The sequence below is a fragment of the Marinomonas primoryensis genome, from assembly GCF_013372285.1.
Lineage (GTDB): Bacteria > Pseudomonadota > Gammaproteobacteria > Pseudomonadales > Marinomonadaceae > Marinomonas > Marinomonas primoryensis.
In genome coordinates, this window is record NZ_CP054301.1 from 194,446 (window position 1) to 215,518 (window position 21,073).

The 21,073-nt window shown below is 44.1% G+C and carries 19 protein-coding genes; 6 read left to right on the forward strand and 13 right to left on the reverse strand.

Translation table 11 applies throughout. From position 1 onward, the window contains the following. Positions 1 to 21 precede the first annotated feature (21 nt). The 5 genes from MP3633_RS00860 to MP3633_RS00880 all read right to left on the reverse strand — a co-directional run bounded on the left by MP3633_RS00860 (position 22) and on the right by MP3633_RS00880 (position 4,449). Positions 22 to 1,080 carry a TRAP transporter substrate-binding protein gene (locus MP3633_RS00860; RefSeq protein ID WP_176334087.1) on the reverse strand — a complete coding sequence of 353 codons (1,059 nt, stop codon included), beginning with the start codon at positions 1,078 to 1,080 and terminating at the stop codon, positions 22 to 24. Between the two features lie 331 nt (positions 1,081 to 1,411). After that, positions 1,412 to 2,830, reverse strand: a complete 1,419-nt coding sequence (locus tag MP3633_RS00865) for a sigma-54 interaction domain-containing protein (protein ID WP_176334088.1) — start codon at positions 2,828 to 2,830, stop codon at positions 1,412 to 1,414. Positions 2,831 to 3,235: 405 nt separating this feature from the next. Continuing rightward, a complete protein-coding gene (locus MP3633_RS00870; RefSeq protein WP_112135720.1) occupies positions 3,236 to 3,445 on the reverse strand; it encodes a tautomerase family protein in 210 nt (69 codons plus the stop codon). 9 nt (positions 3,446 to 3,454) lie between these two features. Next, complete coding sequence (locus MP3633_RS00875; protein ID WP_176334089.1) at positions 3,455 to 3,823, reverse strand: nuclear transport factor 2 family protein; 369 nt, start codon at positions 3,821 to 3,823, stop codon at positions 3,455 to 3,457. Continuing rightward, the gene (locus tag MP3633_RS00880) at positions 3,823 to 4,449 is read right to left on the reverse strand and encodes a glutathione binding-like protein (RefSeq protein ID WP_176334090.1); all 627 of its coding nucleotides are present in this window, start codon (positions 4,447 to 4,449) and stop codon (positions 3,823 to 3,825) included. Before MP3633_RS00880 ends, MP3633_RS00875 begins: the two co-directional genes overlap by 1 nt. A gap of 175 nt (positions 4,450 to 4,624) precedes the next feature. Here MP3633_RS00880 and MP3633_RS00885 point away from each other — a divergent pair, with 175 nt between their 5' ends. Then, complete coding sequence (locus tag MP3633_RS00885; protein WP_204359663.1) at positions 4,625 to 4,909, forward strand: winged helix-turn-helix transcriptional regulator; 285 nt, start codon at positions 4,625 to 4,627, stop codon at positions 4,907 to 4,909. Between the two features lie 235 nt (positions 4,910 to 5,144). On the opposite strand, the gene MP3633_RS00890 is transcribed toward MP3633_RS00885, so the two are convergent. Then, positions 5,145 to 7,148 carry an oleate hydratase gene (locus MP3633_RS00890; RefSeq protein WP_176334091.1) on the reverse strand — a complete coding sequence of 668 codons (2,004 nt, stop codon included), beginning with the start codon at positions 7,146 to 7,148 and terminating at the stop codon, positions 5,145 to 5,147. 286 nt (positions 7,149 to 7,434) lie between these two features. Between MP3633_RS00890 and MP3633_RS00895 the strand changes: the two genes are divergently transcribed. Both MP3633_RS00895 and MP3633_RS00900 read left to right on the forward strand, forming a co-directional pair. Continuing rightward, the gene (locus MP3633_RS00895; RefSeq protein WP_176334092.1) at positions 7,435 to 7,884 is read left to right on the forward strand and encodes a PA2169 family four-helix-bundle protein; all 450 of its coding nucleotides are present in this window, start codon (positions 7,435 to 7,437) and stop codon (positions 7,882 to 7,884) included. A gap of 158 nt (positions 7,885 to 8,042) precedes the next feature. Continuing rightward, positions 8,043 to 8,492, forward strand: coding sequence for a PA2169 family four-helix-bundle protein (locus tag MP3633_RS00900; RefSeq protein WP_176334093.1), 450 nt, complete (start codon positions 8,043 to 8,045; stop codon positions 8,490 to 8,492). Positions 8,493 to 8,604: 112 nt separating this feature from the next. Here the strand turns inward: MP3633_RS00900 and MP3633_RS00905 are convergent, their stop codons facing one another. The 5 genes from MP3633_RS00905 to MP3633_RS00925 form a co-directional block, all read right to left on the reverse strand. Continuing rightward, entirely contained in the window at positions 8,605 to 10,245 is a 1,641-nt protein-coding gene (locus MP3633_RS00905; RefSeq protein WP_176334094.1) for a diacylglycerol kinase family protein, read from the reverse strand. Positions 10,246 to 10,403: 158 nt separating this feature from the next. Beyond that, positions 10,404 to 11,390 carry an ABC transporter substrate-binding protein gene (locus MP3633_RS00910; RefSeq protein WP_423794642.1) on the reverse strand — a complete coding sequence of 329 codons (987 nt, stop codon included), beginning with the start codon at positions 11,388 to 11,390 and terminating at the stop codon, positions 10,404 to 10,406. A 142-nt stretch (positions 11,391 to 11,532) separates the two neighbouring features. Beyond that, on the reverse strand, positions 11,533 to 13,461 hold the full coding sequence (locus MP3633_RS00915) for a B12-binding domain-containing radical SAM protein (RefSeq protein WP_176334096.1): 1,929 nt from the start codon (positions 13,459 to 13,461) through the stop codon (positions 11,533 to 11,535). A 98-nt stretch (positions 13,462 to 13,559) separates the two neighbouring features. Continuing rightward, on the reverse strand, positions 13,560 to 14,237 hold the full coding sequence (gene mtgA, locus MP3633_RS00920; protein ID WP_176334097.1) for a monofunctional biosynthetic peptidoglycan transglycosylase: 678 nt from the start codon (positions 14,235 to 14,237) through the stop codon (positions 13,560 to 13,562). 222 nt (positions 14,238 to 14,459) lie between these two features. Continuing rightward, a complete protein-coding gene (locus MP3633_RS00925) occupies positions 14,460 to 15,056 on the reverse strand; it encodes a hypothetical protein (RefSeq protein ID WP_176334098.1) in 597 nt (198 codons plus the stop codon). A gap of 606 nt (positions 15,057 to 15,662) precedes the next feature. Between MP3633_RS00925 and MP3633_RS00930 the strand changes: the two genes are divergently transcribed. The 3 genes from MP3633_RS00930 to MP3633_RS00940 all read left to right on the forward strand — a co-directional run bounded on the left by MP3633_RS00930 (position 15,663) and on the right by MP3633_RS00940 (position 19,073). After that, positions 15,663 to 17,288, forward strand: a complete 1,626-nt coding sequence (locus MP3633_RS00930; RefSeq protein ID WP_176334099.1) for a Na/Pi cotransporter family protein — start codon at positions 15,663 to 15,665, stop codon at positions 17,286 to 17,288. 134 nt (positions 17,289 to 17,422) lie between these two features. Continuing rightward, positions 17,423 to 18,124 carry a transposase gene (locus MP3633_RS00935; RefSeq protein ID WP_176334100.1) on the forward strand — a complete coding sequence of 234 codons (702 nt, stop codon included), beginning with the start codon at positions 17,423 to 17,425 and terminating at the stop codon, positions 18,122 to 18,124. A 61-nt stretch (positions 18,125 to 18,185) separates the two neighbouring features. Then, positions 18,186 to 19,073 carry a DMT family transporter gene (locus tag MP3633_RS00940; protein WP_217909031.1) on the forward strand — a complete coding sequence of 296 codons (888 nt, stop codon included), beginning with the start codon at positions 18,186 to 18,188 and terminating at the stop codon, positions 19,071 to 19,073. Positions 19,074 to 19,236: 163 nt separating this feature from the next. Here the strand turns inward: MP3633_RS00940 and MP3633_RS00945 are convergent, their stop codons facing one another. Together MP3633_RS00945 and MP3633_RS00950 are read right to left on the reverse strand one after the other, a co-directional pair. Continuing rightward, the gene (locus tag MP3633_RS00945) at positions 19,237 to 20,040 is read right to left on the reverse strand and encodes a hypothetical protein (RefSeq protein ID WP_176334101.1); all 804 of its coding nucleotides are present in this window, start codon (positions 20,038 to 20,040) and stop codon (positions 19,237 to 19,239) included. 36 nt (positions 20,041 to 20,076) lie between these two features. Continuing rightward, entirely contained in the window at positions 20,077 to 21,072 is a 996-nt protein-coding gene (locus tag MP3633_RS00950) for a GNAT family protein (protein ID WP_176334102.1), read from the reverse strand. Position 21,073 lies beyond the last annotated feature (1 nt).

Genomic DNA, 21,073 nt, shown 5'->3' on the forward strand with positions numbered 1-21,073 from the left:
CTTAACAGAGTTCAAATAGAGTTATTTCGTACCCCAATCACGTGGTAAGTAGCCGAATTTTTTCCAAGTGCTGTGCTCTTTCTGGAAGGCTTTCATAGAAGAGTAGATTTTGTTGAATTCAGGGTTCTCAGCAGAATGACGCGCCATGACTTTGTCTGTTGCTTCTTCAAAGGCGCTCAAGATTTCAGGAGAATACTGATGCAGTTGTACGCCTTTTTCTTTAAACCGAGTCAATACACCGCCTTGTAGCGCTTCTGATTTAGATATAGACAGAGTGTTGGCGGCCACACAGGTATTCTCGATCAAAGATTGCGTTTGCTTGTTGAGCTTATTCCAGTCATCCATATTGATATAAAGGAACTGGTTAGTCGAAGGCTGATGCCAGCCTGGAAGATAGTAGTGTTTGGCCACTTGATAAAAGCCAAGCTGCTCATCCACCGTAGGAATAGAGAACTCAGTGCCATCCAAAACGCCGGTTTCTAAGGCTTGATACAGTTCGCCCCCAGGGAAGACATTGATCGACATGCCGAATTCAGACATGATTTCACCGCCAAGACCTGCTGCGCGGAATTTAAGACCGTTTAGATCATCAACGGATTTGATTTCTTTTCGGAACCAGCCAGCCGCTTCTGGGCTAATGGTGCCACAAAGAATAGGATAAACATCGTAAGGCTTGAACAGTTCTTTGAGCATTTTATCGCCGTCGTGATAATACATCCAAGCGGTAAATTCATTTGATTCAAGGCCAAATGGCGTTGCGCCAAACAGTGCCGCCGCTGGGATTTGTCCCCATTCGTAGCCCATCCAAGAGTAACCCGCAGAAACATTTCCTGAGCTGACGTTATCAAAAATACTCAGGGCAGGGATTAACGAACCGGGTTCGAACACTTGAAGTTTGACTTTTTTGCCACTCATGTCACTGAGCATTTTTGACACTTCCGGCATGGTGTCACCCAGTGCCGTTAAAGATGAAGAGAACGCCATGGGTACTTGCCAGCGGACTTTGTCGAAGTCTGCATAAGAAGGCATCGCGAAGCTTAATGTGGTTAAGCAAGTTGCTGTTATCAAAGCATTTTTCATTTTTTTAATCCTATTATTTTTATTGTGTGTTCTTTCAAATCGTAGAGAGCATTGCTTGTCCCGTGTACGCCATAGGCAACTATGGTGCTGCCTATGGCCTTATCAAGAAGAGTGCCATAAAAATAAACTTCATTACTTTCAAATGGTTAACGTATTTTTTTGTTTTTTTATAAAAATGGAAGAAGTATTTTTCCGAAAAACTGGACGGTTTTTATAGTAAACAGACCTCTTTCACTCTAACCGTAGTCCGAAAAAAAAGACGCCGTCCGATTTTTAGGACGGTGCAGTGTGTTTCTTGCTATTTTTTTGCATATTGTGTCTAACCGAATGATCAGCTTATTCCGTGCTTATCGAGCTTTTCGTAGAAAGTAGATTTACTGATACCAAGTTGCTTCGCGGCTTTTGTTCGGTTGTCGCCACATTCGATCAAGGCTATTTTGATGATGTTTCTCTCTGCTGCATTGAGCTGATCTTTTAGGCTGCCAGCAGGTGGCATGATACCAAGAGGCGCATGGCTTTGCGGCGATAGGCTTTCGGTGTGAGACAGTTGTGTGGGTAATAATGAAAGCGGAATTTTTCTATCGTGACTGGTGTAGAACGCCGCTTCCATGACATTCTCAAGCTCACGGATATTGCCTGGCCAGTTGTACGCCAGCATGGCAGTCAGTGCTTGCACAGTGAGTTTAGGGGCGCGGCGCCCCGTTCTTCTAGACAGCTTTTGTAGGAAAAAATCGGCGAGTTTGGCGATGTCTTCGCGGCGTTCTCGCAGTGGAGGAAGATCAATCGCCACCACGTTGATACGATAGTAAAGATCTTCTCTGAAATCCCCGCTTTCTATTAAGCTTTCTAATGGACGATGTGTTGCGGTAATCAGGCGAATATTCAACGGGGTTGACCCTATGCCGCCCACGGACTCGACTTCTCGGTCTTGTAATACACGAAGCAGTTTGGCTTGCATCAACAAAGGTAAGTCGCCGATCTCGTCGAGAAACAAAGTCCCGCCATTGGCTAATTGGAATTTACCGGGCTTGCCGCCTTTTTTTGCACCGGTAAACGCGCCTTCTTCATAGCCGAACAATTCACTTTCCAGCAAATTTTCTGGGATCGCGGCGCAATTGACTTTAATAAATGGAAATTCCGCTCGATCAGACAGCTGGTGGATAGCGTGGGCGTACAGCTCTTTCCCTGTTCCAGATTCGCCACGAATTAATACTGTTACGTCACCAGAGGCCACTTGCGTAACCTTTGCACTCAAGGATTTCATTACCTGACTGTCACCGATGATGTCATTTAGGTGAAAGTTAGCGCCCGTGTTGACCTTGTCGGAGGCGATGCTTTTTTGGTATTGAAAATCTTGCTCGGCCAGAAGGGCTTTTATGTGGCTATTAATTTGTTTCCATTCATGAGTATCATGAAAAATCACTGTGCCCACCGCGCCAATGACCTCGCCCTGATCGACGATAGGAAACCGGCTGGCGATCATGTTGCTGCCTAAAATCTTCTGAAAAGACAATCGTTCCGCTTGGCCTGTCTGCACGGTAATGTGCATGCGAGTGTTTTCAATGACGTCGGTGACCTTTTTTCCCTTTACATCCTCCGCCTTTACACCGAGAAAGCGTGCATAAGGTCGGTTGATGAAAAAAATCTTTGCTTGATGGTCGACAATAACGACCCATTCTTCCATCGCATTCAAAATGGCTTTGTAAGTGTTGGCTGCCTGCGAGAGTTTTTCTAGTTTCTTTAATGGCATTTCAACTCCGCTTATTGTTCTGTGATGAATCAATCCGCTTTTTGTTATTGGTTTTTTGTCTAAGCAAACATTCTAATCTAAATAAGCTGCTTTTCCTTAACTTAAGAATCGACATCAACCACTTAAGCGAATCATCGGCCGCCGCTGGCATTCGTTATTGGCAAAAGTCTTTAACGACGAGTATGAAAAAGTGCTTATTTACGTCATCAAAAAAAGGCATCACACGCAATGATTTGTCATTTAAGCATTGCTGGTTTGAAAAAAAAGAGCCGCTACTTTAGTAGAGACTCTTTTTTAGTGGTTATGCTTTTTTAGAGGTTACGCTTTTTTAGAGGTTACGCTTTTTTTAGTAGACGCTTACCGCAGTACAATACTTCGGTGAGTCTCGCTAAAACAACTCTTTTGTTAGGGTTTATCGAGCGTTTTTCTATACTCTTCTACAGGTAAACCCCCTATTCCCCAGTCTTCTAGATCGACTTCATTGATGACCACAAAAGTGGTTGCTGGTGACTTGCCGAGTACCTCTTTTAATAAATCGGTTACGCCTTTGATTAGGGCGGATTTTTGATCTTGTGTAACACCTTCACGGGTGATTTTTATATTTACGTAGGGCATGTTTCGTTCCTATTTTTCTATGATTTGAAAGACTTTTGCAATAATTTTCCACTGACCACCCTCGCGGATTAGGGTTAAGAAATCCACAAAATCCCGCGACCCAATGGCGCATCTCACTCTGGCTCTGGCAGTATTTTCACCAGCCAATTCGATGCCATCAATACAATCTTTTCTGGGTTCTTGGCGGGAGGCAGGCGATTCTCTCTGTGCAATGATTTTTCGGTATTCACCCATCTCATAACACAAAGTGGGTGATTCATCTGCTGTGATATAGATCGCTCGTTCATGAAACACCATATCGAACTTATCAAGGTCACAGTAATAGAGCGTGTCGAAATAGCGATTGAGTACCGTTGTAATGTCAGAGAATGCGTCCATTAGAGTGCCTCACTTTTAATGAGGCCTTCAGCGAGCATTGCTTTCTGGGTTGCTGGGCGGTTATAGACTCTTTGCATGAAGGCATCGGTATAGGGCCAACGCTCAAGTGATAAACCAATAAAATTAGACCAATTCAAAATCACAAATGCGTAGGCATCCGCAACCGTATAATGTTGCCCCATCAAAAAGTGGCGACCATCCTTTAAGCGAGTTTCAATGGACTCAATACGTTTGGCTATTTTTTCTTCCGTTCGTTTTTTTGTGTCAGCGTTCAAGGCAATATTTGAAAAAAATGGGCTATAGGCTTTATGTAATTCAGTAGCAAGGTAACCTAAAAGCTCTTGCAGACGGGTATGCTCAAAACTATCGCTAGAAGGCATGAGTGCCTGTTCTGGGCTTAAATTGCCTAAATATTGAAGTATCGCAATGTTTTCAGTGAGTACGTCGCCATTATCAAACCCTAGTGCGGGAACATAACCGTTTGGATTAATGGTGTTGTATTGAATGCCTTGGCTGGTCGTGCCTTTATCGGTATCCACTTCTTCTAGTTCAAACGGCAAATTTAGTTCGTTTAGGAGGATGTGTGACGCCATTGAGCAGGCGCCTGTTTTGTAATAAAGCTTCATAATGTGTCCATAGATTAATGAATAAGTAGATATATAGTATCTAACCTATTGCTAGTTACTATAGGTAACCTATAAAATCAGGTTTCTCTCCAGTAACTTGATTACCTTTATGGCATTGAAACTACGAAAAAATAAAAGTCCCCTTCCACCAGAACCCTGTGCACTGACGGACTGTATGGCACTCATTTCTGGCGCATGGGCTCCTAACGTTATTTGGTGTTTACGTATGGAACCAAGGCGCTTTAATGAACTGAGAGTGGATATTCCACCGATTTCAGCCAAAGTATTGTCTACTCGATTGACGGAATTAAAGGCGCGTGGACTCATAAACAGAAATGTCCTTCCAACCTCACCACCTTCTGTTGAATATGAGCTGACGGCGTTTGGTCAAGAATTGATTCCAGCGCTTGATGCTATTGTTCAAGTTGGACACAAGCTGAAATTAAAAGCGTCTGACTAAAATAGCAGTGAGAGTTTACCGTAGAAAAGTACCGGTAGAAAAAGTACCAGTAGAAACAAGAAGTGTTCCTAGGTTGAAGGCACTCATCTCTGACAAGAGAAAGAAAATTGAGTGGGGCGTGTAAACGGTATGCGGTTATATCAAGTGACTAAGCTGATTCTCTACAGAACACGCTTAGTCACTTGTTTGTGTGAAATGGGCAGGTTAAGCCTTCACGTTAGCGTGCTCTTCCTTCTTATTTTTTATCCTTGCTTGAAAAGCTCTCTCTAAGCGATGTAACCCAGCCGCTGAATGTATGCATGGCACTACTGCCTTTGCCGAGCAGTTCGTGCATTTCCTCTTCAAAACGAGATTGTTTCGACTCTTCCGGTTCAGGAAGTGGCGGCAAAATATGCGCAAAGTAAGTGTTGTCGAGCAGGCGATGCAACAGGCGTTCGCCAACAAAAGGTTTCCCGCTGTTTAACGCCCGCGCGCCTTTGATCAAGTTACGAATATCGTATTGCGTTGGGCTAATATCCGGCACTTGTTTGGGGATATTCAGCAGTTTATATACACCAATGCGGGCGGTACGAACAGACGCTTCCATGGTGAAAATAATATCGTTACGCGTCTCTACGAATTGCCCAATTAAGCCCAAATTAGTACAGCCTTCGGGCACGGCATGAGGGCGATCTCCCGCCGCTCGTGTCATAAACTGCGAGGTAATATAGGGCATCAGTGCGAGTCGCACTTTGGTATTGGCAACAATCTCATCCAACTGATCTTCAATGCCAAGGTGATAACAAAGCTCAGTGAGAATGTCTTTACCAGTACATTGTGCCATGGTTTTTTGAATGCGATTACCTTGCTTGTCCATTAATAATCCATAGACCCAAAGCACCAGCGTATCGTCAGGCTGGTCTAGGAAATGCGGCTGACGGTTGCAAGTCACACTCAGCAGCCAATTAGAGTCCGTAATCGTGATGATGCCACCTGTGACTGCACGGCCAGAATACGGATCGTTGACAGACAAGGCTTTCAACTTGTCGATCAAAGGAGAGGGTTTGCACGTTAGTGTCGCAGATTCCCAAATGGATTTTTCTACGTCCCCATAGAACTTTTCTGGCTTACCAAATACAGGGGATTTTTTCGCCAGATTCTTCCATAACGACCATCCGCTGTGTTCACCCGGATCATGTCTGCCACAATCAAGTTCTGGAACCGTGTTCATATCGCCATAAGCGGTGTGTTCTGTCATTGACCCTGTCAGCGCAAAGACTAGATCCCCCAATCCGACGTTTATACGCTGAGCTTCTGTTTTTCCGTTGTTTATTACCTCGGCTTGGATGCCGGTGACGGTTTTTTTATCGCCCGAAAGCGAGAGATCAAGGTCATTCACGCGAGTGTTAAATTGAAAGGTGACGCCTTTGTCGCGTAGAAAATCCGCCAAGGGTTTGATGAAGGTATCGTACTGATTGTATTTAGGAAAAACCAAAGAGGACAAATCGCCAAAGCCATCAATTGAGTCGAGTAGGCGGTGTAAATACAGTTTGGTTTCCAGCAGACTGTGGCAATTTTTAAAGGCAAACATTGATCGGAAAAGGAACCAAAAGTGGCTTTTTAAGAACCCATCACTGAAATAATCCTCGATGCTGATGTCGTCGAGTGTTTCTTTGCGTTTTAGCATCAAACGAATCAATTCCCATTGCTGAGATTTGTTTAGACCAAAATCACTCGAATCCAACAGCGTGCCACATTTATGCATCAAACGCGCTTTGGAATAGTTTGGATCGTTGTCATTAATAAGGCGGTATTCATCGAGTACAGAATAGCCTTCTGGCAGTTCCACCGCAGGAATGTCTTGAAATAGGTCCCACAAGGTATCGTAGTTCCAGTTCATCTCGCGGCCACCACGGATAATATAGCCCTCTTCAGGATTACCAGAACCGTCCATAGAACCGCCTTCCACATCCATTTCCTCAAAAATGGTGATGTTTTCAGCGGGCATGTGTCCATCACGAATCAGATAAAAGGCCGCCGCAAGACCGCCAATGCCTCCACCAATAATCCACGCGTTGCGATTTTCTACTCCGGGCGTGGGTAAGGTTTTATGACGCGCGTATGGCGCAATAAAATCGTATGGCGGTAGGGTGTTTAGCGGTTGATGATGCCAGAAATCGCGTGTTGCATCTGGCTCGTGTTCAAAGCCTTCTGGCGCGGTCGTAGGAATATCAAACGTAGACAGTGTTTTATCAATCATCACACATTTCCTTTCGTGGTGGCAGGGATCAGCAATACATGCTTTTCACCATAGTGGCACATTTGAAAGGCGTGCAAGCTGCCTTAGATCAAGGGTTGAGGCTTAAGTGTGAATAATAAAACCGCTACAAATTTTAAGAAAAATGGGGATTGTAAAAGAGTCTCTACTTCTTGCACAAAGTATGGAGTCTATGTGTATTCCCAGAAACTTGGTTGTTTTTATGGGCTCTATCGCCAACTATGTAATCAGCAAAACGACATAAACAAAACGCTAATCAGGAGGAAACATGCAAACTCAAACAGATCAAGTTAAGCACATTACAAACATTATAAAAGTGATGAATGGTGGCATTGAATTCTACCAAGAAGCGAAAATCAAACTGGATACCGCCACGTACCAAGCCTTCTTTGATCGCATGATCAGCGCCAAACAAGAAGCTGCGGCAGAGCTACAGCAATTCGCTGTCCAAGAACAAGGGAAACCAGAGACCGATACCAATAATGTGGTGAAAATGCGTCAAGCTTACACCAATTTGCTATCTAAGGTTTCCAGCGATTCCACCGCCTTTACTTACATTGATCAATTAGAAGAAGTGGAAGACAAAGTGCTAGAAGAGCTCGACCTTGCTCTTGAAAGAGAGCAAAAGCAGGAATGTGAAGTCACGCTTCAGCGGATCAAAGTCAGAATGAAAGAGTGTCACGACGAAATGAAAGCACTGCAAAAAGAGGCTGCTTAACACTCATAGTAAAGTCGTCTCTTTTCCCTAAGGGTGCTCTATTTAGCAAGAAAGAGACTAGGAAAAAAGAGCGACTGAATGATGTCATTAGGATAAATGTCATTAGGATAAATGTCATTATGAAAACGAAGTCAACGAAACGCTAATCAGGAGGAAACATGCAAACTCAAACGGCTCAAACAAATCATATTTCAGACATTATAAAAGTGATGAACGGCGGCATTGAATTCTACCAAGAAGCGACAACTAAATTGGACAACACCACTTATCAAGCCTTCTTTGATCGCATGATCAGCGCTAAAGAAGAAGCGGTTGCAGAACTGCAAAAATTCGCCGTCCAAGAAGATGGGTATCCAGAAAGCGACACCAGCAATGCGGTAAAAGCGCGCCAAGCGTATACCAAGCTATTGTCTAAGATCTCTAGTGACTCCACCTTCACTTATGTTGATCAGCTAGAAGAAGTGGAAGACAAGGTGCTAGTCGAAATCGACGCTGCGTTAGAGAAAAAACAAGCGCAGGATTGTGAAGTCACGCTTCAACGCGTCAAAGTTAGAATGAAAGAGTGCCACGACGAAATGAAAGCACTGCAAGTGACTACTCAATACTAAGATAAATGGACGATGTAAGACCGAGAAAAATCGAAAGCCAGCATTCACAGACTAAGGGTGATAGCTGGTTTTTTTTGGATTGTAAAAAAAAGGACAAACGCAAGTGTAGTCTTTAGCCCAGTGCAGACTCTGGTACGACGACGCTCAAAGATTGAGGTTTCACCACCACTTCAAGCTTATCTGCTTGGCGTTCTTCACCGTCGACGACATAATGGCCGACTTGGCTTATATCCACCGTGACACGCTGAGCCGTACGATGAAACACACCGTTGTTACCTTCTGGTGTTTCATTGTCTTCATTCCTATCCCCCATCCCTAGCAAGGCTAATTCCGCCAAATTTAAAATCTGCATACGCTCAGGATCTAACCAGGTTAAGTCCAATTTGCCATCCATGATATTCGGAACGCCTTTCCCTTGCGCTAACAAGGTGGTGATAGGCGCGGCATTGGCGATGGTTAAGCTCGGAGTCTTGATGGTAAACGGTTCGTCATCGTTCAGTTGTACGGTAAACTCATGGACCTCATTCTGACTAATGGCTTCCCACAAGCCTTGTAAATAGGCGAGCTGACCACTGGTGTTCTTTTTGCTTCGGTCGGCTTTTTCAATCATTTGTTGCTCAAATCCAACCCCAGCAAGTAACAGCATTAACTCGCCATTACAGGTGGCGGTGTCGATCCGTTGCTCGCAGCCGTCGATCAAATTCAAACACATGGTTTCCAGTGAGGCGACTTTCGACAAAGTCCCGCACAGCACGTGACTTAAGGCATTCGCGGTACCAAAAGGAATAATACCCAGCTTAATATGGGTTCCTACTAGCGCCGCCGCTACCTCGGTAATGGTGCCATCACCGCCACAAGCAATCACCATATCAGGCGATGTTTTTACCGCCTCTTTAGCCAGTACCGTGCCGTTTATTTCTGGTGTCGTTGTTTTGACCGTTATATCAAAGTAGGCCGATAAATAGCGCAAAATCGTCTCTTGATCTTCTTCCCACTGGCGTCTTCCAGAAACAGGGTTCGCGATCAACCATGCTGTATTGCGAACCACCAAGCGTTTGTCGTCTAACGCTTGTGTTAAATGCTTAAACTGTCGTTTGTTAAGCCGCGCAGTTTGGCGAATAGCGCGTACTTTATTCATCACCTCAGCGGGTGAAGATGTAGGGTTCTGACTAAGTAAATACGCCGCCATCATAAAAACAGAACGACCACGGCCTAAGGCGCAATGCACCACCACCGAGCGACCTGTTTTGCGGTGAGTGTGAATCCAGTTTAGCGCGCGCTGTATTTGCGTATCAGAGGGAACAGAATGATCAAGGATGGGAATGTTTAAATAATCTATATTGGCTTGAAAAGCTATCCAGTTCATCGAGCTGAACTCCGCCGTGACATCTAACACCGCACTGATATTTTCGTTTTTTATGTCATGAATATCGGAAGGAAACAGTCGTCTTGCAAGGTACAAACCCTCGTCTATTTTTTGTAATGCAGGAACCGTATCCGTGCTTCTCGCCCAACTGTTATAAAGCTGAGTGCTCCATAAAAAAGGCATAAATACCCAGCGGATATAAATAGGCACAGTGCCATCGGAACGTTTACGAAAAATAGTCGGTTTGTTGAGAAGGTAAGCAAGACTGACAGTAAAGAACGACAAGGCAAACCATGCCCAAGCCAACTTAAAGTACACAGCGCTGGTCATCACGCTCAAGAAAACAAAAAAGGCAGTGACCAATAAATAATAATTGGGATTAAACAATCTCTCTCTCCTAGCATCCAGCCATATACCAAAAGAGTAGCATCACTGTCTAAATAAAAGCTAGCGTCAGGTGCCGCGTGATGAAGGTATGAAGCGTATTGATGACTGAAACACTGCTCCTCCTTGAAAAGCGAGAAGGAGCGAGTGAAGGCTAAAAATTAGAGTGCCTTTTCTACTTTCGCAGCAACGTCACTAGAAACCCATGCTTTCCACGTTTTAGGATACTGCTCTAAAAAGTGATACATAGCCGCTTCACCGTCTGCTTGATTGTCTTCCATCCACGCTAATAACGTACTCATTTGTTGGTTGGTAAAGCCGCGTTTTGCGAAGTATTCAAAGGCTTGTGGCTCACGTTGAGCAAATGATTCTGTCGTTATCGTTTGCACCGGAGAAGGTGGGTACATGGTCACTTTTGGCGACACACAGTCTGGCTGAGTCGTACAGTTACGATATTCCTCTACGTCTGCGCCACTGCCAAAGTCCACTTTCACCATGTTGTATTTGCCCAATACAGGCGTCGGTGACCAGTAGTAACCAAACCAAGCTTGGTTTCGATCGTAGGCTTTAGAAATGGTACCGGCGAGCCCCGCACCAGAGCCTGGATCAATCAGTTCAAAACCACTTTCGTCTAGTTTAAGCGCGTTAAAAAGATGCTCTGCCGTAATCTGGCATGTCCATCCTGCAGGACAGCCATAAAATGCGTGCTTGGTATCGCTTTCAGGGTGGACAAATAAATCGGCATGCTTGATAACCCCTTCAATGGTGGCCATTTCTGGGTATTTTTTGACTAAATAAGCGGGAACCCAAAAGCCTTCTTCACCACCATCAATCAAGGATTTTCCAGCGTAGCGAAGGCGTTTTTCAGCCACGCCTTTATCCAGCGCTTCTTTTATACCGTTGGTCCAAAGCTCGGGCGCAACATCGGGCTTGCCCTTTTCAATCATCGATACGCCCGTTGGGACACTATCACCAGCAATAAGCTCGGCATCACACTGATAGCCGTTATTAAGAATGAATTGATCAACGTGGGCAATCAGACTTGCGGAGTTCCAGTTCATGTCAGCTATGGTAAAGGAACCACAGTCTGCAGCACTGGCATTAATGGAAAAAGCAGAAAGCAGCATAACAGGAAGTACTGAAGGCATAATCTTCATTTGACTGAGTTCCTATATCATTATTAGAACGCCAATTATAAACATAAGAAATAATAAGAAAAAATGGGTCATACAGAAAAAGCTATTTTATCTGATCACCGTTATTTGCCAAAAAGCTCTTCAGCTGCTGCGCTTAACTGCTAACAATCAAATTGTTTATCGCTTTCGAGATCAGTTCTTTTTTCACCAGTGTGCGTTTAACTGGCTGCTCAAACCAAAAGTTCATCGGCTGATCAAAGCCGATACCGTGCATGTAATTGTAGAGCGCTTTACGCAGTCCTTCGCCCAACATGTCGTGATCTGTCCCTGTTGGATCGGTGAAATCCACATCGTTTTCAGCGAACAAAATCTCAGGGCGTTCAGCGAGGGTGATGCCAAACTCTTCAGGGTTAATGCCTATCGGGCTGTGTGCGGTGGCCGCAAATCGGTGCCAGAAAGCAGACTGAAAACAGCCATGGGCCATCATCTGACGTACCATTTCCAACGCATCGATGGTTTCTTGCTCGGTTTGAGTGGGGAAGCCATACATCAAATAAGAGTGAACCAAAATATCCGCATCACTGAAGGCTTTGGTGACGCGAGCGACTTGTTCGACACTCACGCCTTTTTTCATCAGTTTTAGCAATCGGTCGGACGCGACTTCAAGTCCACCGCTGACCGCGACACAACCGGAATCCGCCAACAACTGGCAGCGTTCTGGTGTAAAGGTTTTTTCAAAACGAATATTGCCCCACCAACTGATTACCACGCCGCGTTCTATCAGGCGCCTTGCCAGTGCAAACAAAGCCTTTGGTGGCGCGGCTTCGTCGACAAAGTGGAAGCCAGTTTGTCCGGTTTCTTCGATCAACTCTTCGATTCGGTCCACCAGAATATCCGCGCCGGCGGCATCGTAGCGGTCTATATAATCCAACGTGACGTCACAAAAACTGCATTTACGCCAGTAACAACCGTGGGCAATGGTCAGCTTGTTCCAGCGGCCATCGCTCCAAATGCGGTGCATCGGGTTAAGCATTTCACACAAGGAAAGGTATTCGCCCAATGGCAAACCATCGTAAATGGGCGTGCCCACATCGGTTTGTGGGATGTCATGCAGTTCAGGGTTTTCATTGTAGTGTACGTACTGTTCGCCGTTTTCGTCTTCCGCGAGGAAGTAGGTGCGCACCAAGTCGTCTATTTCGCGTTTGCCGTCAAAGTATTCCAACAAGGTCATAAAAGGGCGTTCGCCATCATCGAGGCAGATAAAATCGATAAACTCAAACACACGTGGGTCTTTTAGTGCGCGCAATTCGGTGTTCACAAAACCGCCGCCCATGACGATTGGAATGTCAGGATTAATGGCTTTACAGGTTTGCGCAATACGCAGCGCGCCCAACATATTGCCGGGGAACGGCACGGTTAACGCCACCACGCTGGGTTGCGTTTCTTCAAGATATTGTTCGACTAATTGTTCCAGAATTTCGGAGCTAAAACTGGGCTCTCCCATTACGGTGTCGTAGAGGTTGTCGAAGGTTGGATTCGCCGCCGCAAGACGCTCGCCGTAACGGCTGACTTCAAAATACGGGTCAACGCCTTGGGTAATCACCGCCGATAAGTCATTGATAAACAAGGTCGCCAAATACTTGGCTTTGTCCTGTAAACCCAAACTGCCAAAAGCGGTTTTAAGAATGTCGCCAGATACCGCTTCCATCTGAGCGATGGCATCAAACGCGGGACCTTCTGGGAAAAAACGACGAGAAACAATACGCAGCGCAAGACTTGGGTCTTTGCCCTGTAAAAAGCGGATAACCGGTTCAACCGCGAGGCGATAACGATCAAACTCCGCCATAAAGGTGTAGATCACATCGGGCAGTTCATCGTCTTCAAATGACTCGAAATTGTCTTCCACATGTTGACGGATAATATCCAGCGCGGGCGCCGTCATCATCTCAAGAAAAAGCTCGATGGCAGGGTCACGCTGCACCGCCTCATAGCCCCGAGAGCGTAAAAAACCGGTCAGATACGCCGTCGCTGGGTACGGTGTATTTAACTGGGTCATCGGTGGGGTCATCAGAAGAACGGTCATAGCCTGCCTTTAAAGTAAAACCTAATCGGAATAAGGCGCGATTCTAGCATTTAAAAGGGGGCAGAACTCTTAAAACATGATGTGGTTATGGTTCCATTTCAATCAAGAAGCGGTGTTAGATAATCAGAACCTAATTGCTGCATTTGCCGTTCAACCCAGATCACTCTTTGACGAAGGTAAAAGGTTAAATCGTTAGGGCTTCGAGTGCGTGGGCTTGGTAGCATGATGGCCAATCGTGCAGCTTGGTTCATGGTGAGTTTGCTGGCCGATCGACCAAAATAATGTTGGCTTGCGGCTTCGACACCGTAAATGCCTTGGCCAAATTCCGCGATGTTTAAATACACTTCTAAAATACGTTTCTTACCCCAAAGTGTTTCAAGGCTCACAGCAAAACCGGCTTCCAGACCTTTGCGAACAAAGCTTCGACCTGACCAAAGAAATAGATTCTTCGCCGTTTGCTGCGTAATTGTACTGGCACCACGAAGACTGTCGCCATCGTCGTATTGGCTTAGCGCCTTACTAATAGCGGCAAAATCGACACCGAAGTGATTAGGAAAACGCTGATCTTCGGAAGCCACCACCGCCAACGGCATGTAAGACGGTAGCTTATCGATGCTTATCCAATCTTGAGTCACCGGATAAGGGCTTTGTAACATAAACGCCGTTGTCGGGGGCGGCACAAACCGAAGCAACAACAAGACGACAACCAACAAGAGTAAAGCGCGCCAAATAATCGTCCATGCTTTACTAAAAATATCGAATTTACGCTTTGCCATTCACTGTCTCTTGTCGGATTTAATAAGCTTGAAACTGCCCCGTCTATGGGGCGCAAGAATATAGAACATGGAAGGAATAGACTAGAAATTAATCAAAGCCACTTTTTTATGCGCATAAAAGTGTGGTTTTTAAAATTGGGGTCTAAAATTGGGGTCAGATGAAAATAGTGCAAATAATTTCAGGCGCACCTTAAGTGTCTGCGCAAATGGACGTTGATTAAATTAAGCCACTTGCTGGGACAGTACGATGCGACGATGTTGCAGGATAACGAGTAAAATCAAAAAACCTACCGCTAAGCAGAATGGAAACAGTACCGTGGTAACGGAGTACGCTTCGAGCGCCACAACGGAACACGCATTACGTAAAATCATAATCATGAAGAAAATACGGCTGTCTTCAAAGGGTCTACGGTAGGCTTTTTGGAAGGTAGGCCCAAAACCGATAATATCGACCGTGGTCAAAATCACCACCGTCCACAACGGATCATTGGTCATGTACCACAGGGGCAACGATGCCAAAGCAACGCCCAAAAAGCCCCAATCCAATCTGGTGATAGTGGCATCGCCGCGCTTCATATAAGCCAATATGGCAATGAAAATCGTAATAACCCCTGATAACCCAATGGGCCATGCACCCATGCCGCCCTCGGCTTCTAGTTGAGCAAAGAAAATAATGGTAGTGGTGATGCCCCAAATCATCCACGAAAACACGTGAGGCTTTACTTGGCCGCGTAAAATCAGCGCAATGTAAGGCACAAAGCCAATGATCGCCAACGCAATGGCGATGCCACTAAAAATAAGCTTTATATTGAATTCCATTTCCCCGCCTAGCTCCAGCCGTGATAGTAAAACTCGATTCTAACGATTTCATCAAGAAACAGGCGGACAAAACACGTCAAATTTGCACCGAAATAGGTCGTTTAAGATAAATTGGGGTCAGATGTAAATAGCACTAGATCGAGTACGCACAGCCACCCAGTCCGATATGGCATTGGGGAATGATAGATTTAAAAATAGGTTGAAAAGTTAACCGGTAGGCGTGTGATACCTATGAAACGGGGGCGGAAATCGAGTCAGAGAGCTTAATTTTTATCTGACCCCAATTCTGACCCCAATTCTGCACAATTCTGCATTTATATTGTGCAATTATTTAATTTTACGCTATAACTAATTAATACTCTTAGTGTTTTAAAAGAATGAATAAAGCAAAATCTTACGTTCAAACACAACGATATACAATCTTGCCACGATACAGCCTTCAACTCTAAAACATCACTGAATGAGATGAATGGGCGTCGTAAGTAAACCGCCCCCAATAACTCAATCTTGTTACTGTGTCGGTAAAACTCAATATAATAGCGACTAACAAACAACCATAAACCTCCACAAAACGTCTGGTCAGTTAGTCTATGATGGGACATTACTATGTATGAGCTTATTCAATTGGCTGGCGCCATCACCCTACTACTTTGGGGAATTCGTATGGTGCGCACAGGATTCGAACGCGCCTACGGAAAAAGTTTAGAAAATGCCATTCGTCTAATGACGCGTCGCCGCTTACAGGCTGCGGCTTTAGGTGGTATCGCCGCTGCCGCATTGCAGTCCGGCACCGCTGTTGTACTTTTAGCGGCAGGTTTTGTTGCCACCGGCGCATTGGGACTGGTTCCCGCTTTAGCTTTGGTGGTCGGCGCTGAGATAGGCTCAAGCCTCATGGCAATGTTGCTCAGTTTCGATCTTTCTGTGCTTTCTCCGTTGCTGTTACTCATTGGCTATATCAGTTTTCAAAAATCCTCAAAACGAAAACATAAATACTGGGGACGTATTTGTCTTGGTCTTGGCCTGTTACTCCTTGCCTTATCCCTTATTGCCAGAAGCACTGCCGATATGCGCTCTGGCAATGGTATGACTTACCTCACCAGTATATTGGTGCACGACACACTCTTAACGCTTTTTCTTGTTGCCTTATTTACTTGGCTCGTCCATTCCAGCTTGGCCGTTATTCTGATTATTACTCATCTTGTCACCGATGGCGCCATCTCTTTAGACATGGCGATGATCATGGTTATTGGGGCTAATATTGGTGGCGCCTTACCAGCTCTCAGTTCCGGTTGGGGGCTGAGTGCCAAAGGTCGATTGGTGATAATAGGAAACCTAGTCATCCGTTCCTGCGCCGTGATCATTGGTTTACTGATTTATTTTTTTCAAGAGTCAGGATGGATTTCCTTGGCAAAAGTTGGCTTAGACTCACCCATGATTTTCCATGTCATGATCAATGCCATTAACGGTATTTTATTCCTCACCATGCTGCCTTTCTGGGCAGGCTTTTTAAAAAAATATGTGTCACCGAATCACACAGAGAGCGATGTACATAAGCGATTTACGTCGGTTTACTTATCACAAGAAGACATTAAACACCCTGTCCGAGCGATTGCAAACGTGACCAATGAAACGTTACGCATTGCCGATATTGCTTATCAGATGTTGGAAAGCACGCCTAAAACGTTCAGCAACGGGAAGCACATTAATCGAATTAAAGAGCTGGATGATGATATTGATCGAATACATCGTGAAGTGACGTATTATTTGGCTGCCATTGAAAACATCAAAAATTCGTCTGAAGAGCAACATAGCTGGCAGGATGCCTTTAGCTTTGTGACGAGTTTGGAGCATGTGGGGGATATTATTGACGCCAGTCTCATGGTGCTTGCGCGCAAGAAACACAAAGAGAAGATTCATTTTTCAGAGCAAGGTGAAAACGAATTAGACACGCTCTTCTCAGAGCTGTTCGAAATCTTCCGTTTAGCCCAAGCCGTTTACGTATCAAAAAATCCTGCCCTTGCCACCGAATTGGTCGATGCAAAACACGTCTACCGAAATAAGCTCGCCTTGTGTCGTGAGCAACATACGCGCCGGATTCGAGAGCAAATTCCCGCCACGTTGGCTTCGTCGCAAATCCACATGGATATATTGCGAGACTTGCAACGCCTTTGCTCGCTATTGGTCGCAACGGCTTACCCTATTTTAAAGCGTCATAAACAAGAGCAAACTTAAATTGGGGTCAGATGAAAATAGCGACAACTTGGTCTTGTGGGCTACCTATCGTAATATGTGGGTACAACTATTTTAATGAACAGGATGTTCGTTTCAGCATTATTTAAATTCATCTTATTTCAAAGGAATGAAATATGGCGAGACTTCCCAGACTTTGCCCTGTGGGCATTCCACAACACATTATTCAACGCGGTAATAACCGCCAAGTGTGTTTTGCAAGCGAAGACGATTTTATTGCCTATGTGCATTGGCTAACGGAATACGCTCAACAGTTTGGCGTTAAAGTACATGCATGGGTACTGATGACTAATCATGTACATTTACTGGCGACGCCAATGATGGAAAATGGCATATCGCTCATGATGCAGGCACTTGGTCGTCGCTACGTTCGCTATTTTAACCACACCTACCAAAGAACAGGCACATTGTGGGAAGGGCGCTTTAAGTCTTGTGTGATTAATGCAGAAGAGTATCTATTTATCTGTCAGCGCTATATTGAGCTAAACCCTGTCAGGGCCAATATGGTGAAACACCCAGCCGACTACAAATGGTCAAGTTATCGTTTTCATACCCAAGAATCATTAGAGCTACAAAGTGAGCTTTGGCAACCCCATGACCTCTATATCCAATTGAGTCGCCAGCAAAAAGATCGCGCCAAACGATACCAAGCATTGTTCAAAGTACATGTATCAGATGAGGAACTAGGTCGAGTACGTACAACCACCCAGTCCGACATGGCATTGGGGAATGGCAGGTTTAAAGAGGAGATTGAAAAACTAACGGGCAGGCGAGTCTCGCCTATGAAGCGAGGGCGAAAGCCAAGTCAGAGAGCTTAATTTTAATCTGACCCCAATTGTTCGTCGATTATTAAACGAACGATTAAAGGCGAATAATCAAATGAGCCCATTGGAAATGGAAGCAGAGCGCACCTTAGTGGGAAAAGGTGTGCTGTTATGTTTAGCGGCGATGTTGGTATTCGCGTCACAAGATGCTGTGACGAAAATCCTCGTGCAGGATATGTCCGTGGCGCAAGTGGTATTAGTGCGCTATTGGGTATTTGCCCTGTTTGCCATTGTTTGGGTGTCACGCACCAGCACCATTCGCCATGCATTGCGTTCTGTTCGACCTAAGTTACAAGTATTGCGCTCCTTATTATCCATCGCTGAGATTGCGATTTTTAATCTAGCTCTGCGTCATCTTGGCTTGGCAGAATCCCATTCGCTGATGGCGGCGTTCCCATTGATGGCGATTGCCTTGGCGGCACCCATTTTAGGGGAACGGGTAAGCATGAAATCTTGGTTAGCGGTTTGTGTCGGCTTTGCCGGAACGCTCGTTATCCTTCGGCCTGGGTTGGACGTCTTCAAACCTGAGTCATTGATACCATTAACCGCCGCCCTGTGTTTTGCCTGCTACCACGTCGTAACTCGTCAGGTGAGTTCAGCGGGTGATGGCTTTCATACCAACATACTCTATATGGCGTTGATCGGCTTTGTGTGTGCAACCCTCTTTGGTGTGACGGCATGGCGTGCACCAAGCATGCAGGAATGGGTTTTATTGGCCGTGATCTCGATTATGAGTGTTGCTGCGCAGCTATTGCTAGTGAAAGCGCTAGAGTATGCGCCAGCCTCGGTATTACAACCGTTCAACTACAGTTTACTGGTGTTTGCCACCATTATCGGCTTCTTAGTATTTAGCGAACTACCAGACAGGTGGACCATTGTAGGAGCGGGCATTGTCATTGCCAGTGGACTGTACGTGATCTACTTACAGCGTACCCGCGAATAGTTTTTTATATGCACCCGAATACCTACAGCCCGACATGGCCGTGGGGAATGGCAGGTTTAAAGAAGAGATTGAAACGCTAACGGGCAGGCGAGTTTCGCTTATGAAGCGAGGGCGGAAGCCAAGTCAGAAGGAGTGATTTTCATCTGACTCTAATTATCCTCAGCTAATTGGTACTTTTATAGTAATTTAACAAAGCTAAAGATATATTGAAACATGGAATTGTATAAACACTTAACATCAGAATTGTACATAAATATCCGATCCAGTTCATAACTAAATAAGAGTGTCTATTTAAAATATCATATATTTCACTAGGTTTTTCCAAAGTGTAGTTTTCTAGTGAAGATATATCGAAATCAATGTTTTCTTTGTTTTTATCGAATAGATATTCTTTTTTTTGTCTTAGCATTTTTAGAGTGGTTTTGACTTGTTTTTTCACAGATAAACTATGAAATAATTCACTTGAAAATTTTTCATAATTTCCTTTTAATGAAACTGGGCAAAAAATAGAGAAGAGCAGTTCGGCTAAAATTATTGATATAAAAATAGAAATATAAATATTACTTTCGTAGATAAACCTTATTGTTGAGTTTGTTTCGAATGAATTAGTAATAATAGAATTTATATATTCTTTTATTTCGACGTTTTCACCACCTTTAGAAAAAACAAAGAGAGACCATGAAATGAATGCAAGAGCAAGCGATGCTTTATAAAACCTTTTTTTTCTTAGTACTACATAACACCCCCAGAATCTTGGAGATCCGTAATATTTTGACATTAAATATATTGTAAGAGAAAAGACAAATGACATTCCAGCTAAGATTGAAATTCCTGCTATTTTATTATCAAGTGCTATCGACTGGAAGGTAATTAAATAAACAAAAGTTAATGGAAATAAGATCAAAGACAATTTTGTTTCTTTTTTATTTCCTTTTATGAAGTTTTGGTATTTTTCTTTGATTTCCATATTTTCTCATCTTCTTATTAAAAGAATTAGCTTGGTTTAAGCGTTTGTCTTTACTGCTTTTAAAAATGCCTGCATATTTGAATTTGGTTCTTCAACATCTAGTTCTCCATATTTCTCCGTTAATATCCTCCATAGAGCTTTCATTTTACCTTTTTGACGATAAAACGGATGTATCCAAGCTGTAGATAAATAGGGTTTTTTGGGGTCTTTAATATTGATGGTGATTAAACCAATCAGGCATTCTCTAAACCCTGAGTCCGTTATGTTTTGAATTTTTTCTATCAATGGATATGCAACGACACCGCTCCAGCCTTGGTCTGAAATATTCCAATTCATACCATCCTTACATTCTTTTGATTGGTAACGGCGAATTGCTACACAGGCTAATTTTTGCCAGTCAGGGGACGATATGGTTATTTCTTCTTCAAAGAATAAGCCAGTAGGAGCTGGAAGTGGCCTAATCAAACCTGAGTTGCATTCATCATAAAATTTTTCTTCAGCAGCTTTTGTATTGGTGATTTGAGCGTTAGTTGAATGACTAAATGTATTGAAAAGTTCTGCAATTAAAGTGTCATCATTGTATGTTCGAGTAACTTTTGTAGGGTGACTGTTTTTTTGATTTAATCCACGAGAAACTTTATTTCCTTCAATACTAATAACATGGAACAGTCCAGAAGGTAAGCTAGAAAACCATGAAGGACTGTCTGCCCAATAAAGCATTGAGTAGCTAGATTGTAATTTTTTAATAAGGGCTATACACGCAGCTTCGCCTGTTTTACCAAAAATATTTAATATTTCTGGTTCGAATAAGTCTTCAGCTGCGTTAGGGTATATTCCCTCACAGAATTTTTGTATTATCTGCAAAACACAGTTACGTTTGTAATCATCATAGCTAGTTACTACTATTGGAATATCTTCAGATAAAGACTCATTATCTATAAGGCAATCTATAGCTAGGCTAATAGCGTCTTTTTCATCTTCTGGTAGATTAAGGCTATTTATAAAGCTGACTTTTTCCGTTCGTATATCCATA